We start from the raw sequence: 15074 nt of genomic DNA on the forward strand, positions 1-15074 counted from the left end.
TGGTAGTAATCCGTACTGAACATATTATACATTATTTTCAGTATAGTTGAGCTTATTATTGACTAGAGTCATGCTCTCAAGCTAACAACCACGTTCTTGGGTGTGGTCACCGGGAGCAGCTCTGCGCAGCGCAGCCAACCGAAGATAGGTACCTTGATGCGGTTGCCAGAAGTGCGAATACTCCCTTCCAGGTAAAAGCTGTCTCGCACTCCCTTGCGTTTGAAGCGGGGAAACTTCCCCAACCCACCCCGCCAGCGCTTAAGGGCTTGCTCCAAGTTGCGTAATGCCTGCTGAGGGGCGCATTTGGAGACCTGGTAGTACCAGCGATGTTCTTTCTTCACCTCGGCCACTAGGCGCTTGTGCAGGTCAATGGCGGTGGGAAGTTTTTGCTGGTTCTCCAGGGCTTGCCGACAGACTTCTAAGCCCCAGTTATAGGCGTGGCGGGCTACCCCAGCGTGTTGGGCGGCTAGAGTTGTTTGCTTGCGGTTAAGAATGAGTTGCGTCCGAAAACCCAGTAACATGCCCGCCACACCGCAAAGCGTCCATGAGTTCCGTGAAGCTTTCGGCTTGGCGCTCACAAGCCCCCTTTAGCTTTAGGTAACTCATGTTGACTACTGTAGGCTTTTCGGCCTGCTGTTGTCAGCCTCTGGTTTTGTCTGCTGGTTTTGCTGGGGTTGGGGGGGTGGGGACGGCCAGCAGGGATCCCCTGCCACGGGTTGGATGTGCAACTCCAGGTAGCCGGTGGCCGGATCCGGTTGACGGGAGAAGCGATACTCCGGGCTGTCGGCGAGGACAATTTCGGCGGTGGTGTAGATGAGGCAGCCGGGGCGCAGGTGTCCCCCCCAGGTTTGGCCTCGGGCATCGGCAACGGTGAGATGGAGATGGACTCCGTCAGGGCACAGGGATCCACTCAGGGCCAGGATCTCCAGGCGTTCCGACAACAGGTGATCCCCCGTTTGGTCGGCCAGGCGCAGGGTGGCTTGGCTAAGGCTGCCGACGGCGCTGAGGACAAACCCCGCTTGCAAGGGCTGCTGCCGGGCCACTCGCTCCAGTTCCTGCTTGAGATCTTGGCCGGGGAAGAGGCGCAAGGGATAAATCTTGAGGGATCCCGGTGGCATGGGCTGGAGCTCTTGGCGGCGGGAGGAGCGGATCCCGGGTCGCCAGCCGGGCTTAACCACCGGGCGGGAGCGAGCGATCACCAAGCAGTCATCCGGCAGAGGGTAGCGGGCAGGGATGGTGGAGCCGGCGGCAATGGTGACATTGGATCCCACCTGCAAAGGAGCCACCAGAACCGAGTTGGCGCCTGTTTTGCTGCGATCCCCAATTTCGGTAAAGTGCTTTTGCTGGCCGTCGTAGTTGGCGATGATGGTGCCCGCCCCGATGTTGACCTGGGATCCCAGCTTGGCATCGCCCAGGTAGGCCAAGTGGGCGGCGTTGCTGTGGGATCCGATCTGGGCATTTTTGGTTTCCACAAAGTTGCCGATGCGGCAGTGATCCCCAATCTGGCTGTGGGGGCGCACGTGGGCGTAGGGGCCTATCCAGACGTGGTTGCCGATGCGGCTGTGGCTGACCACCGAGTAGAGAATGTGACACCCAGATCCAATCTCGCTGGACTCGATCCAACTGCCCGGCCCCAGGCGGGTTCCCGAGCCAATGCGGCACACCCCTCGCAGATGGGTTTGGGGCTCGATCACCACATCGGGGGCCAATTCCACCGTTTCCTCGAGGCTGCTGCTGTCGGGATCCACAAAGGTGACCCCGGCTTCCATCCAGGCTTCCTTGAGGCGATCCTGCAAAATCTGGTACGCCTGGGCCAGTTGGCGGCGGTCGTTGATGCCCACAATTTCTTGCGGATCGGCAACATCCAGAGCGATGGCTTTGCCCACCCGCTTGACGGCATCCGTTAGGTAGTACTCCTGCTGTGCGTTGTTGCTGTTGAGATGGGGCAAAACCTGAGCCAGAGCCGGCCAGTGGAAACAATACACCCCACTGTTGATGCGGCGATTTTGCCGTTGGGCCGGGGTGCAGTCTCGCTCTTCCACCAGTTCCAGCACCCGCTGTTGGGCATCGCAAAATACCCGCCCATAGCCATAGGGATCCGCCACCTGAGCCGAGAGCAAGGTTACCTCTGGGTTCATCTGGCGGTGGCGCTCCACCAGAGCTTGCAGGGTTTCTGCCCGCAGCAGGGGCACATCCCCGTTGATCACCAGCAGATCCCCCTGAAAATCGCCCAGGACGGGCAACAGCTGTTGAACGGCGTGTCCGGTGCCCAATTGCTGGGCCTGCTCCACAAATTCAACCGGGTACTCCCGCAGGGCTTGGCGCACCTGCTCCTGTTCATAACCCACGACCACCAGACAGCGGTGGGGCTTTAACGTCAGCACCGTGCGCAGCAGCCGCTCGATCAAAGACAGGGATCCCAGCTTGTGCAGCACCTTGGGCAGCCGTGATCGCATCCGGGTACCTTTGCCCGCTGCCAAGATCGCTACCGATAGCTCCCGCTCTGCCATGTTCCTTCCCCGAACTGCCCCCATCAAGTATAGGCGGCGGGATGCTGCTCAAAAATCTTCTGAGGTTGGATCCAAGTTCCTGAGCCCTGTGCGGCCAAAACTGAGCTAGCTTAATGGCACATCTAGCTGGTGCAGTCTATGGCCGAGAGCAGGGATCCTGATACGCCCCCACAGGATCGTCGGCGGTTAATCCGAGAGGTGGCCGGTTGGCTGGCGATGCTGGGGGTGCTGATCCCAGGGTTGCAGCGCTTCTATATGAGGCACCAACGCTGGGGCTGGGGCTACTTGGTGGTGGGGCTGATGGTGTTCGTTCCTTCCATCCCGCTGCAGATCCTCAGCTACGGGGTACGCGCCCTTTGTTTGCTGGAAGGGCTGTGGATCCTGACCATGAGCAATGCCGATTTCGATTTTCGATTCAATCGAGGGTTGATCGAGCTGGAATGGACCAGTGTGGAAGGGCGAGAAGCCCGGGATCCCGAACAGCAGTTGGAAAGCCAGTTGAAACAGGGCTTGATCACCCGCGCTGAATATGAGGAGCGCCGCCGGCAAATCCGCAAGATTTCCTGACGCAAGCATCTGCCTGGATAGACAGCCCGATAGATGGATAATGGTTCTGGTGTTGATTTTCCCGGCAATAGCTCCTGCCCGAGCTGGGCTCCTTCCTCTCCCCTGTTATCTTGCACCGTCCTTTTGCCTTATGTTGCCAAATCCTCCTCTCGTAGCCATCCCCCTGTTCTCCATCGCGGCAGCCATGCTCTTGGTCTATCTGCCCATGGGGGTGGTGGGCTATGCCCGTGCCCGCGTTGGCTACGACCTGCATGCTCCTCGGGCTATGTTTGATAGGCTACCTCCCTACGGGCAACGGGCCACCTGGGCCCACGCCAACGGGTTTGAGACCTTTGGGATGTTTGCGGCAGCAGCGTTGATCGCCTACATCACCGGCCCACACCCGGATCCCTGGTATTTTGGCCTCAGCGGAGATGAAGGGGTAGCTGTGCTGTGTGGGGTGTTTCTGCTGGCGCGGCTGCTCTACAACTTTTTCTACATTGCCGATATTCCCATTGGGCGATCCCTCTCCTTCTTGGCGGGATCCCTGGCCACGTTGGGCCTGTTGCTGATTAGCCTGCTGCCTTTTCTCGGCACCGGCCTGGCCTAATCTGGCGAGAGAAACTCCCCCGTCATTTGTTGAGCCTGCCGGTACCCTGGCCCAACCTGCGATACTGGAAAAGGACTTCGTCCTGCTGTCGCCAACGGCGTCCTCTGGGTGCCTCTCTTTTGTCCCACGGCCCACTACGCAACGGTCAGCCATGTACACTCTGGAACTGCTCCTGAAAGGGAACCCTGCCCCCATCGTTGTCCACCAAAAAGAGGAAGAAGCGGCCAACCGGGCCTACCAAAGCATCGTCAATGCTCTGCAGAGTGGATCCCCTCAGAGTTTGGAGCTGACCTGCGACCGCACTGGCAAAAAGGTGTTCCTGCTCACCGGTGAGCTATGTGGCGTGCAAATGACTTCCAAGTCGGGCGGCGCCAGCCCCATGGGAGCCCGTCCCGGTTTTTTGGCCCAGTTGCAAAGCTGAGGACAGCCCTTTTCTCTCTGCCGCTAAGGGATCCCCATGTCTGAGGTGGCCATTCGGGTGGAGAGCCTGACCTTTGCTTGGCCGGAACGTCCGCCGGTTTTGCAGGCGTGCAGTTTTGTCATTCCCAAGGGCCAGTTGTGGATGCTGTTGGGGCCCAATGGCAGCGGCAAGTCCACTTTGTTGCAACTGTTGTCCGGATCCCTGACCCATCCCCAGCCCCTTTCGGGCCACCTGGAGATTCGCGGTCGGCTGGGCTATGTGTTTCAAAACCCGGATCACCAACTGTTCATGCCCACGGTGGGAGCCGATGTGGCCTTTGGCTTGGGAGCAGAGGCTCTGACCTTGGCGGAAATTCACCAGCGGGTGGAAACAGCCTTGGAGCAAGTCGGATTAAAGCACCTGATCCGTCGGCCCATCCACGGCCTCAGCGGCGGACAGAAGCAACGAGTGGCAGTGGCAGGGGCTTTGGCCCGGCGCAGCGAGGTGCTGCTTTTGGACGAGCCGACAGCCCTGTTGGATCCCGACAGCCAGGCGGATTTGCTGCGGTGCATCCGGCAACTGGTGGATCAAGAAGGCATCACCGCCCTCTGGGTAACCCATCGGCTGGCGGAACTGGAATGGGCAGATGGGGCGATTTTGCTCTCGGAAGGTCAAGTGCGTCAACAGGGATCCCCAGAGCAGGTGCGGCAACGGATTGAACAACTGTTTGGGGCCTGAGGGATCCCTGCGCATCCTGATCCCAAAGAGATCGCGAAAGCGTAGCTGCACCCCCCGGGTGTCCCTGTTTAGAATAGGTAATGTATCCGGTTGATCAATTCGGTTGGCACAAGGTCATTATCCTGGACTCATTCCTCATCTGGATCGGCTGGTTTTTACCTGTTGATCCTCGGTTACACCGAATCCCTACAGGTTCTGCGTCAACCGGTTATATCAGCGGGCCACCGGCCCCATCTAGTCTAAAGGAGCTTGAGAACATGGGACTGTCTGAAGTGATCGCCAAAGAGCTGGAAAATGCTCGCAACGTCTGCTCTGAGTACGGCGAAGGGGATCCCCACTGCCGTGCGGCCTGGGATGCGGTTGAAGAAGTGCTGGCAGCTCGCAGCCACCAGCCGAGGACTCCCAGCAGCCTAGAGCAGCACTGCGCTGAAAACCCAGATGCTGTTGAATGCCGGGTCTACGATACCTGATTCTCGGGAACCCCACAGAGTGGATGCTCTCTGTCGATTCCGTAGCGATCGACGGGGTTTCCTACTGGGGATCTCCGACAAAATCCAGCGGCCTGCCGGATCCCTGCCGGTAGGCTTTGCTTTCTTGGACTGGAAGGCTTGACTGGGTGCGGTTTCAGGCGCGACGTACAGAGCGCTTTCTTTTTAGGGTCATTTTGATTCAAACCAGGACACTGCACCCGCACTTAAAACGTTAGATGCACAGGGCCAGAAGGCTTTTCCCAGTACCTCGGTCGCCTTGTCCCAACCTGAAACGACTATGAAATTGTGACCTGCATCATTGCCATCCATCAAAACCAGGACAGGGATTCATCAAACTTATGGCTTATGGGATCCCCAGTGCCGGTGGAGAGCGTTTTTCACGAAGAAAGCCTCTGAGCAGAATCAGCTCGCAGCCATTGCCCCACCCACAAGGCGAAAGCTATTCCCAGCAGCACCAGTTGGGGGAGCAGCGTCTGCCAAGTGGGATATATGCCCAGCCAGCGCAGCTTTGGGATCCCAACAAGAGGAGTGATGGGCAGCCAGTCCGCCACCTGCAGAGCGTGCAAGCCACTGCCCAAAAACTTAAAGCCCAAGTAGAAAATCAGCAGACTTAGACCCCGGAAAAAAACTCCCAGCGGCAATTTCAGCCCCACCTGCAGCAGCAAGATCGCCAGTGCCACCAACACCAGGGATCCCAGGCCGATCCCCAGCCAAAAATCTTTTGCCGAGAGGGAAGGGGCCAACCCCACATAAAACAGCACCGTTTCCGCCCCCTCGCGAAACACCGCCACAAAGGCCAGAAAAGCCAAGGAAAAAACCTGACCCGTGGCCAGTGCCGCCTGCGCCTGTTCCCGCACAAAGGTTTGCCAAGAAGCCACTGCAGCCCGGCGGTGCAACCAAAGGCTGACCGAGAACAACAAACCTGCTGCCACCAGCCCGGTGATCCCTTCCAGCACCTCTTGTCGCGTGTGGGTGAGCATCTGCTGGAAAAACAGCTTCACCAGCAGGCCGAGCATCACCGCTGCCAGCAAGCCCGCGGATCCCCCTATCCACACCCAGCGCTTCTGAGCCGATTGCCCGCTCTTGCTCATAAGGGCCAGCAGTGCCACCAGCACCAAGAGAGCTTCCAGGCCCTCCCGCAGCAGAATCGAAGCAGCATCCAGGAACGTGTAGTCCGACATAGGCTCACCCAGACAGGCGGCTCAGTTTTAGCTGGAGCCAAGAGGATTTCTAAGTGGTGGCTGGGATGAACTTGAGGGCAGCAGAATTGATGCAGTAGCGCAAACCCGTGGGTGGGGGGCCATCCCGAAACACGTGCCCCAAATGCCCGCCGCAGTTGGAGCAGTGGACTTCTGTGCGGGGCACAAACAATTTCCAGTCCGTCTTGGTACCGATCACATGGGGAGCAATCGGCTCCCAAAAGCTGGGCCAACCGGTGCCACTGTCGTACTTGGCCGCCGAGGAAAACAGCTCCTGCCCACAGCCGGCACAGACGTAGATGCCCGCAGCTTTGTTGTCGTAGTAAGCGTTGCGGAAGGGGGGCTCAGTGCCCTCTTGGCGCAGCACATAGTATTGCTCTTCGGTGAGCAGTTGCCGCCACTCGGCGTCGGTTTTGGTGAAGGGATAAGTCTGTTGGGCCATTGCTCTTTGCTCTCCTGCCAAGCTGAGGGGTGCTGTGACGAACCCGGCCACTGCCGAGGTCAATAGCTCGCGTCGTCGCATCGTGAGGTTCATCTGTCGTCGCTGTGTGAGTGACAGGGAGGCGATCCCTGCTCAGAGGGATCCATCCGCCTTTGTCCGCCACCTGTGGGTTGAGACCTGCAAGCAGGTTACCCGTATCTTAACCCTTCTTTACGCTCCCTTCTGCAAAACAGGGAGATAGCCAGTATTCTATGGGTTCCATTGGCAGCTTCTATCCCCAGCTTCAGGCGCCATCCCGTTACAATGAGCGCAGGTGGGCTGCTTGTCCAACCCTAGACGAGTAATGGAGTTCTTCCTATGCTGCTGGTCGGCTCAGGTGCAAAGTTTGTGCAGCAACTGGAGCAATCTGGGGCTTTGGCCATCTTTGTAACCCCAGAGGGGGGATCCGAAGGGCACTACCTGCGGCGGCTGCGCGGAGCTGGGTATGAGGTGGTCACCCTCTCCAGTAAGGGAATCGGGGATCTGGCCAGCTATTTGACGTGCATTCATGGGGTACGGCCTGCCACATTGGGCAAGTCGGAGCGGCGCACCTATTTTTTCCCGGCGTTGATCGAGCAGTATCGGGCCACCTTGCCCCCAAAAGCTAAGGGGTTGGTGTTTTGGTTTTACGAGGGGCATGTGTTCAGCCAACAGGAACTCTCCTACCTGGTGAAGCTGAGTCGGGAAGACAAGGGAGTGAAGTTTGTGGTGGAACTGGGCCGAGAACGGTCAATTCGTTGGCAACCTCTGCAGAGCGCCTGAACCTCTCTTCAGGATCCTGGAAATTTCTTTGCTACCATCTCAAGTAGATGGCCTGCGGCTCAGATCCCCATCCTGCTAGCGGTTTCTCGTGCCTGTGACCTTGCCAACCGCCTCGCTGCAACAGGGTACTTGGTTTAAGCTGATCTGCGGCGCAAGTTTCCACCACTTGCCCTCGGTTCGGGAGCTGGCTTTCCTTTACACGCTGGCCGGGGCAGATTGCATTGATGTTGCTGCCGATCCGGCCATTGTGCGGGCCGCTCAAGAAGGGATCCAACGGGCACAAGCCGAAGATCCCCAGGCGGGGTTCCCTTGGTTGATGGTCAGCGTCAATGACGGCGAAGACGTCCATTTCCGCAAGGCGGTGCTGACGGCTCCCGTCTGTCCTGCCGACTGTCCTCAGCCTTGTCTGGCAGTTTGTCCCCCTCATGCTTTGACCCAGGCAGCCCTTCCTGCTCAAGTCCACATCCAGACAGAGCTGTGCTACGGCTGTGGGCGCTGCGAGCCGGTTTGCCCCCACCGGCGCATTGCTACCTTCGGCTACCAAGTGGCTCTGTCAGAAGTTTTGCCGCCTTTGGTCGAGCTGGGCATTCAGGCGGTGGAGATCCACACCTGCATTGGTCGCCAGAGGTCATTCGAGCAATTGTGGGGATCCCTGAAGCCCTGGCTACCTCAGCTCCAGGCCATCTCGATTAGCTTTAACGATGGCCCGGGCCTAGAGGCTTATTTGAGGGATCTGCTGGCCCTCATGGATCCCTTGCCGGAGGTGTTGATCTGGCAGGTGGATGGCCGGCCTATGAGTGGGGATATTGGAGCTGGCACCGGCAAAGCTGCCCTAAAGTTGGCCGAGAAGGTACTGAATATGGGCCTGCCAGGCTATGTGCAATTGGCGGGAGGAACCAATGCCCAAACGGTGCCGCTGTTGGATCCCCGGTGGCCGGTGGCGGGGGTAGCCTTCGGCAGCTACGCGCGACAGTTGGTGTCAGCCTATCTGGAAGAGCCAGCCCACAGCTCATCGGAGTCAGGATGGAATCCTGGATTGGTGGCAGGGATCCCGTTGGCCAAGCAGTTGGTGCAGCAAGTAAAGCGGCGTTCCCGTCAGCGGTGCAGAGCCCTTTCCATCGCTGATCAGCAAACCTGTTTTTCCCGCGTTTAACGACGTTGCTCAGCCATGAGTTTCCCCGTACAGCCCTCAACCCCAAGTCCGTCAGTGGATCCGGAAAGTGCTGAACGCACCGCTTGCGTCAGCGGCGCGGAGCACTCTTTTCCCGGCCAGGTTCAATACAGCGACGACCTGAGTAAGCTTTTGGATATCCTGCCTGCTCCGATTCGTGAGCGCCTAGAACAGCATCCCCACTTGGATCGGTTGGTGGAGGTGGTGCTGGATTTGGGTCGCCGCCCCGAAGCCCGCTTCCCCGGCTTTGCCGATTACCTTTCAGAAGACGTGATCACCCGGGCCGACTTGGATCAGGTGATCAGCCGGGTTGGAGAGTTCAGCAGTGACAACCGCGCAGGCATTGCCTCTACCCTGCACCGGATCAGTGCCATTCGCAACCGCCAAGGCACAATCATTGGCCTTACCTGTCGGGTGGGTCGCTGCGTTATCGGCGTGATCAGCATGATCCGCGACCTGGTGGAACAGGGGCGCTCTATGCTGTTGCTGGGCCGACCGGGGGTGGGTAAAACCACGGCCTTGCGGGAGATTGCCCGTGTGCTGGCCGATGAGCTGGGCAAACGAGTGGTCATTATCGACACTTCCAACGAGATCGCCGGCGATGGAGACGTGCCCCACCCGGGCATTGGCCGGGCCAGACGGATGCAGGTGGCCAGCCCAGAGCTGCAGCACAAGGTGATGATCGAGGCGGTGGAGAACCACATGCCCGAAGTGGTGGTCATCGACGAGATCGGCACCGAACTGGAAGCCTTGGCCTCTCGTACCATTGCCGAGCGGGGGGTACAACTGGTGGCCACTGCCCATGGCAACCGCATCGACAACCTGATCAAAAATCCCACCCTCTCAGACTTGGTGGGCGGGATCCAATCGGTCACCCTGGGAGATGAAGAGGCGCGGCGGCGCGGCTCTCAAAAGAGTGTGTTGGAGCGCAAAGCTCCCCCTACGTTTGAGATTGCCATAGAGATGCTGGAGCGATCCCGCTGGGTCATCCACGAAGATGTGGCCGCCACTGTGGATCGTCTCTTGCGCAACCGCGAGCCGCTGACCCAAACCCGCAGTTTAGACGAACACGGCCAGGTGGTGATAGTGCGGAGCACCGCTGGCGCAAACGGGCGCCCGGCTCTATCTGGCCCCCAATGGCCCCCTGCCGGCAGCACAATCTCCGCAGCACGGGAGCGGGGAGGATGGCAACGCTCTGGACGGATGGAAGCTCTGCCTTCAGAGCCGCTTGAAAGTCGCTCGCAGCAGCAAGGAGAATCGGGTTTGCTCCTGGAGAGGCGAGAGGACTCCGTCCCGCTAACGCCGGCGGGATCCCGTCCTGCCCCTCAGGTGGTGGCCGAATCCAAAGCGGAATCCGGCTCTGATGAAGAAGATTTGGACTGGGAGGGATCCGCCCTAGCCCCGACAGGACGGCAGCAGAATCCGGATGGGCCGCTGATGATCTACCCCTACGGAGTGAGCCGCTTCTACCTGGAGCAGGTGATCCAAACCCTGAAACTGTCGGCGGATGTCACCAAAGATCTAGACGAGGCAGACATTGTCTTGGCCTTGCGATCCCAGGTGCGCAGCCGTTCCAAGATCCAGCAGATGGCCCACTCCCGCCAGATCCCGATTCACACCGTTAAGGCCAATACTCTGATTGCCCTGGCCCGCGCCCTGCGCCACATCCTCAACATCGAAAGCGAAGATGGATCCGATTCCGACCTGGAGCTGTTCATTCGCGCCAGCTCCGGTGATGAAACCGAAGCTCTGGAAGAAGCCCGCCTGGCGGTGGAGCAAATTGTCATTCCCAAGTCTCAGCCGGTGGAACTTTTGCCCCGTTCGCCTCTGATCCGCAAGCTCCAACACCAGTTGGTGGAACATTACCACCTGCGGGCCCAAAGCTTTGGGGAAGAGCCCAACCGCCGCTTGCGCATCTATCCCAACTAGCCCCACACGATAGCGCAGCCAATAGTCCAGCTCTAGAGAACCTCTATCCATTGAGCCGTCGTGGTTAGAGAGGAAGGACTCCGTCTCGCTTCTGTGAACGGGATCCTGGGTTAAGATTTGGCTACGCCAAGTGTGGTTTCCGCCGTTGCGACAGCGTTGCAGTTGTCGGCGCAGTGCCGTAGGTATAGCAGCAGGGTGCCCTAGGCATAGCATCATCCATCGCTACAGGGACAGCTAATGACTGCCACAGAGGTACGCTGGACTACTCGAGACATCGAGGCTCTGCCAGAGAATGAATGGATCCGCTACGAGATCATCGACGGAGAACTGCTGGTAACTCGCTCTCCTCATCACAAACATCAGCACATTATCGGGTGTTTGTTCTCCGCACTGCATCGGTGGTCGCTAGAAACAGGATTGGGAGAACCCTCAATCATGCCAGGGATCCTCTTTTCCGAATTTGATAATGTGTCTCCCGATGTTGTTTGGGTTAGTTATGAGCGGCTATCACAGATTCAAGATGAAGCAGGACATTTTCGGGGTGCCCCTGAGCTGGTGGTTGAAGTCCTATCACCTGGAAAAGTTCATGAGGATCGAGACCGCTTGGCAAAACGGAAACTCTACTCTGTGCATGGGGTGCAAGAGTACTGGATCGTCGATCGGCTGGCTCAGAGAGTAGAGGTGTATCGCAGACAACAGGCCCAGTTGGTCTTGGTAGAAACGCTGTTGGCTCAGGATGCGTTGTCTTCTCCCCTGTTGCCCGGCTTTGCCTGCGCGGTTGCTGAGCTGTTTACCTCTCGATCCTAAGCTCCAGCAGTGCAAGAGCCCATCCCCGGTACTCAAGCAACGAAGAGGGCTACTGCGTACTCTAGCCGGAAAAAGTGCGGCTTGGCCCTGGCCGAAACCGTTCTGGTGTAACAAGATGTTAAGGGCAGCATTTGCACCGGGATCCCTTCTGAAGGGGCCGGTCTTTTGCTGGCTCATGACCTACATTTCGCACACCTCCAAGGACACATAGCCATGTACAACAATCGTCGTGGTTTTCTTCGCTGGCTGGCTCTCAGTTTTGGCTCGTTGGTGGGTTGGTTACCTGGGTTTACCCGGCGCCGTTTTGCCCTGGCCCAGGGAACTGCTTCTGGCTCTAAGGCTTCTGAGCCGGAGTTTGTGAAAGTTGCCACTCTGGCCGATCTCAAAGATGGCCCCTTCAAGGTGGAAAACGCCTTTGGGAAAAACACCGCCACCCTCTGGCTGGTCGGGGATCCGCAAAAAGAAGATTCTCTGCTGGCTTTGGATGCCGCCTGTCCCCATGCGGGGTGTGATGTGAACTGGCGGGGGGAGAACTTTGTCTGCCCCTGTCATGGCTCGGCTTTTGCTGCCGATGGCAGCCGTACCCGTGGCCCGGCCAATGCAGACCTGGCCATCTACAAGGTCAAGGTGGAGAAGGGAGAAATTTTTGTAGCCAAAGCCTCATAAAGTTCTGGGCAGGCTGTGGGCTTTGAGGCCAGGCAAAAGGAGTCGGGTATCCGGATTGAGAAGACAATGGGCTGAGCTACCGAGGCTCTCCCTATGGCTCGTCCCTACCGCTATCTGTTCCTCTCCACCCCTGTTGGACCTCTGGGATCCGGGGCCGGTGGTGGTGTGGAGCTCAATCTTGCCAACCTGACGCGTGTCTTACTCCAGATGGGATCCCAAGTGCGGGTGTTGGCCCCTGTGGGATCCCGAATGGCGGAGTTGCCGGAGGAGGTGATCGAGCCGGTGGCGGGCCTTCCCCCGGCCTATGCGCAAACCCAGCGCCGCGATCAGCCGGTTCTGATCCACACCCCCTCTCTGCTGGCCAACCTGTGGCAGCGGGCTGCCCACCTGCAAGATCAGTTCGATCTAATCGTGAACTGGAGCTACGATTGGCTCTCGTTTTATTTGACGGATTTTTTCCGCACCCCGGTGGCCCACATTGTTAGCATGGGATCCCTCAGCGATGCCGTCGATCAGGCTCTAGAGCACATTGCCCATCGCTATCCTGGTCGGCTGGCGGTGCATTCGCGGGCGCAAGCCCAGACCTTTGCCTTTGCCCGAGCCGAGATGGCGGCAGGTCGGGATCCCTTTGTCTATCTGCCCTGCGGGGTGGATCTGCGCCTCTACGACTTTGTGCCCCAAGGGAATGGATCCCTGTGTTGGATTGGCCGCATTGCCCCGGAGAAGGGCCTAGAAGACTGTGCTGCCCTGGCCGAGAAGACGGGAAGGCCGGTGGTGATCCTAGGCCACCTGCAAGAGCCAGGCTACTGGCAGCAGATCCAAGAGCAGTACCCGCATGCCCAATTGGATTACCGAGGGTTTTTGCCCACCCCGCAAATGCAGCGGATCTTGGGGCAATGCTCAGCCTTGATCATGACCCCCAAGTGGGTGGAGGCCTTTGGCTTGGTGGCGGTGGAAGCTTTGGCCTGTGGCGTGCCGGTGATTACCTACCGCCGGGGTGGGCCCGCGGAAATTGTCAGCGATGGAGAAACCGGCTGGATCGTCGAGCCGGACAACGTGGCAGCTTTGGCAGAGGCTGTAGAGCGCCTAGATCACATCGACAGGAGCCGCTGTCGGCAACGGGCAGAAGAGCACTATTCCCTGGGCGCGATGGCAGAGCAGTTTCTGGCCTGGAGCAGGCAGATTGGCCGGGATCCCACCTGGGCAGCCCGCGAGGGAGGAGACAGGCAGTGGTACTATTAACTTACTTAATTCTGGCGAACTGTGTCAGACACGCAGCCCAACAACGGGAACGTTTTGACTTACGACGGGGAAACCATCATGACGACTGGGAAAGGATCTGTTGCGCTGGTGCGATCAGAGGTTCGTCGGCGGTCACAGGTTCTGGGAACGCAGGTGATCAGCCAGGGCAACGCAGCCCGGCTTGGGGTAGTCAGCGAAGTTTGGGCGGATCTGGAAGCCAAGCAGGTTCTGGTGCTGGGGGTGCTGGAAAAAGCCCTTGCCGGATCCCCCCGTTTGATGGAGCTGCGGCAAGTAACAGCGTTGGGTCAGGATGCAGTTCTTGTCCCCAGCGAAGAAGTTTTCGACAACTTGGACTTGGAGGGCCTGAGTCGCGTGGTTGGCAGCGAGGTGGTAACCGAAGAAGGGATCCGCCTCGGCAAAGTTAAAGATTTTGAGTTCAACTCCGTCTCCGGCATCATCACGGGTTTGGTGCTCTCCAACCTCGGCCTCACCTTTTTACCCGGCTTCATCCTCAGCACCTATCTGCTCTCCACCGATGAGATTGTCTCTGTGGGCGGGGATCGCCTTATTGTTGCCGATGGCGCTGAGACCCGCCTAACCCAACTGGCCAAGGGGATTTTGGAAACCCTGGGAATCGGCAAGCCCCCTTGGAAAGCCGGAGTTAGCCCTGCTCCTGCCCTGCCCAGTGCTGTCGAGAGTTCCGCCGTCGAGGAAGATTACGAAGAAGAATACGACGAGGAATACGAAGCCGAAGAAGAAGACGTTTACGCAGAAGAAGAGCCTGAACCTGAGCCGCAGCCTGTGCGTCCTCGTCCACCTGAGCCCGCACCCGCCCCCGAACAACCGGCTTGGGAACAGGAGTATGCCAAAGAAGAGGCCCCTCCTTCTGAGCCTGCCCCTCCTCCTTCCAGCTCCACTCCTGTGGATGGTGATCCCTGGGAAGATAAGGCCGGGGAGCCCACTTGAGTTGCCGGGCTTGTATCAACTCCCCTCTGCGCTCGGGATGGTCACGTCAACCGAGAGCACGGCCCTTACCCCTGGCGCTAGGGCTGCTTCTTGCGCCAATCTCCCACTTTTTTCTGCCAAGGGGCAAAGGGATCCCCTGTCCGTCATCCCGGCAGGGCAGGATCGGCTTCGGCCAAGAAGCGCAAAGCCACCGACAAAAAGGTCTGCGGCGCTTCAATGTGCGGAAAAGCAGCCCCTGGCAACCGGTATATCGGCACCTCCGGGCGCAAAGCGCGATACCGCTCTGCCTGTTCTGGGCCGGTGAGACGATTTTGTTCTCCCCAGACCAGAGCCATGGGCTTGGCCACCACGCGAAAGTCGTCTTGGATGGGCAAATTGAGCCTGCCGGTGAGAAAAGAACGGGGGGCAAATTGAGCCCCCGCCTGGTGGGCTGCCCGGTAATAGTAGTCCACCACCGCCTCATCCAGGGCGTAGCTGGGGGAGCATGACTCTAGTCAATAATAAGCTCAACTATACTGAAAATAATGTATAATATGTTCAGTACGGATTACTACCA

General features: G+C 58.7%; 17 protein-coding genes and 1 pseudogene. 12 read left to right on the forward strand and 6 right to left on the reverse strand.

The window, feature by feature from the left end; all coding sequences use genetic code 11:
- Nucleotides 1–68 precede the first annotated feature (68 nt).
- The 3 genes and pseudogenes from NW834_RS10865 to glmU all read right to left on the reverse strand — a co-directional run.
- Nucleotides 69–521, reverse strand: coding sequence for an RNA-guided endonuclease InsQ/TnpB family protein (locus tag NW834_RS10865; RefSeq protein ID WP_414355920.1), 453 nt, complete (start codon nucleotides 519–521; stop codon nucleotides 69–71).
- A 90-nt stretch (nucleotides 522–611) separates the two neighbouring features.
- Nucleotides 612–1118 (reverse strand): PPC domain-containing DNA-binding protein, encoded by a 507-nt coding sequence (locus tag NW834_RS10870; RefSeq protein ID WP_414328979.1) that lies wholly within the window; start codon nucleotides 1116–1118, stop codon nucleotides 612–614.
- A gap of 42 nt (nucleotides 1119–1160) precedes the next feature.
- Nucleotides 1161–2510: pseudogene (gene glmU / locus NW834_RS10875) on the reverse strand (bifunctional UDP-N-acetylglucosamine diphosphorylase/glucosamine-1-phosphate N-acetyltransferase GlmU); the annotation flags it as partial.
- 138 nt (nucleotides 2511–2648) lie between these two features.
- Here glmU and NW834_RS10880 point away from each other — a divergent pair.
- The 5 genes from NW834_RS10880 (at nucleotide 2649) to NW834_RS10900 (ending at nucleotide 5274) form a co-directional block, all read left to right on the forward strand.
- Entirely contained in the window at nucleotides 2649–3077 is a 429-nt protein-coding gene (locus NW834_RS10880; protein ID WP_414419824.1) for an SHOCT domain-containing protein, read from the forward strand.
- Between the two features lie 130 nt (nucleotides 3078–3207).
- Nucleotides 3208–3666, forward strand: coding sequence for an MAPEG family protein (locus NW834_RS10885; protein WP_414332010.1), 459 nt, complete (start codon nucleotides 3208–3210; stop codon nucleotides 3664–3666).
- Nucleotides 3667–3817: 151 nt separating this feature from the next.
- The gene (locus NW834_RS10890; RefSeq protein WP_414332008.1) at nucleotides 3818–4087 is read left to right on the forward strand and encodes a hypothetical protein; all 270 of its coding nucleotides are present in this window, start codon (nucleotides 3818–3820) and stop codon (nucleotides 4085–4087) included.
- Between the two features lie 36 nt (nucleotides 4088–4123).
- On the forward strand, nucleotides 4124–4804 hold the full coding sequence (locus NW834_RS10895; RefSeq protein ID WP_414331746.1) for an energy-coupling factor ABC transporter ATP-binding protein: 681 nt from the start codon (nucleotides 4124–4126) through the stop codon (nucleotides 4802–4804).
- Nucleotides 4805–5061: 257 nt separating this feature from the next.
- Nucleotides 5062–5274, forward strand: a complete 213-nt coding sequence (locus NW834_RS10900; RefSeq protein WP_011434185.1) for a CP12 domain-containing protein — start codon at nucleotides 5062–5064, stop codon at nucleotides 5272–5274.
- A 398-nt stretch (nucleotides 5275–5672) separates the two neighbouring features.
- Here the strand turns inward: NW834_RS10900 and NW834_RS10905 are convergent, their stop codons facing one another.
- Nucleotides 5673–6476: an FTR1 family iron permease gene (locus NW834_RS10905; protein WP_414419823.1), complete on the reverse strand. Its 804-nt coding sequence runs from the start codon at nucleotides 6474–6476 to the stop codon at nucleotides 5673–5675.
- Between the two features lie 49 nt (nucleotides 6477–6525).
- Nucleotides 6526–7017 carry a peptide-methionine (R)-S-oxide reductase MsrB gene (gene msrB / locus NW834_RS10910; RefSeq protein ID WP_414344252.1) on the reverse strand — a complete coding sequence of 164 codons (492 nt, stop codon included), beginning with the start codon at nucleotides 7015–7017 and terminating at the stop codon, nucleotides 6526–6528.
- 276 nt (nucleotides 7018–7293) lie between these two features.
- Here msrB and ndhN point away from each other — a divergent pair, with 276 nt between their 5' ends.
- From ndhN to NW834_RS10945, 7 genes are all read left to right on the forward strand, one after another.
- Complete coding sequence (gene ndhN / locus NW834_RS10915; protein ID WP_414417381.1) at nucleotides 7294–7737, forward strand: NAD(P)H-quinone oxidoreductase subunit N; 444 nt, start codon at nucleotides 7294–7296, stop codon at nucleotides 7735–7737.
- Between the two features lie 94 nt (nucleotides 7738–7831).
- Nucleotides 7832–8890 (forward strand): LdpA C-terminal domain-containing domain, encoded by a 1059-nt coding sequence (locus tag NW834_RS10920; RefSeq protein ID WP_414419822.1) that lies wholly within the window; start codon nucleotides 7832–7834, stop codon nucleotides 8888–8890.
- A gap of 15 nt (nucleotides 8891–8905) precedes the next feature.
- Complete coding sequence (locus tag NW834_RS10925; RefSeq protein WP_414419821.1) at nucleotides 8906–10837, forward strand: R3H domain-containing nucleic acid-binding protein; 1932 nt, start codon at nucleotides 8906–8908, stop codon at nucleotides 10835–10837.
- A 237-nt stretch (nucleotides 10838–11074) separates the two neighbouring features.
- A complete protein-coding gene (locus NW834_RS10930) occupies nucleotides 11075–11644 on the forward strand; it encodes a Uma2 family endonuclease (protein WP_414350099.1) in 570 nt (189 codons plus the stop codon).
- A 213-nt stretch (nucleotides 11645–11857) separates the two neighbouring features.
- Complete coding sequence (locus NW834_RS10935) at nucleotides 11858–12310, forward strand: ubiquinol-cytochrome c reductase iron-sulfur subunit (protein WP_414419820.1); 453 nt, start codon at nucleotides 11858–11860, stop codon at nucleotides 12308–12310.
- A 93-nt stretch (nucleotides 12311–12403) separates the two neighbouring features.
- The gene (locus NW834_RS10940) at nucleotides 12404–13552 is read left to right on the forward strand and encodes a glycosyltransferase (RefSeq protein WP_414330180.1); all 1149 of its coding nucleotides are present in this window, start codon (nucleotides 12404–12406) and stop codon (nucleotides 13550–13552) included.
- Between the two features lie 108 nt (nucleotides 13553–13660).
- Complete coding sequence (locus NW834_RS10945; protein ID WP_414419819.1) at nucleotides 13661–14518, forward strand: PRC-barrel domain-containing protein; 858 nt, start codon at nucleotides 13661–13663, stop codon at nucleotides 14516–14518.
- Between the two features lie 143 nt (nucleotides 14519–14661).
- Here NW834_RS10945 and NW834_RS10950 read toward each other — a convergent pair whose 3' ends face one another.
- Entirely contained in the window at nucleotides 14662–14973 is a 312-nt protein-coding gene (locus tag NW834_RS10950) for an alpha/beta fold hydrolase (RefSeq protein ID WP_414419818.1), read from the reverse strand.
- Nucleotides 14974–15074: the final 101 nt, after the last annotated feature.

Source organism: Synechococcus sp. R60.1 (assembly GCF_047461835.1).
In the GTDB taxonomy this organism is placed as follows: Bacteria; Cyanobacteriota; Cyanobacteriia; order Thermostichales; family Thermostichaceae; genus Thermostichus.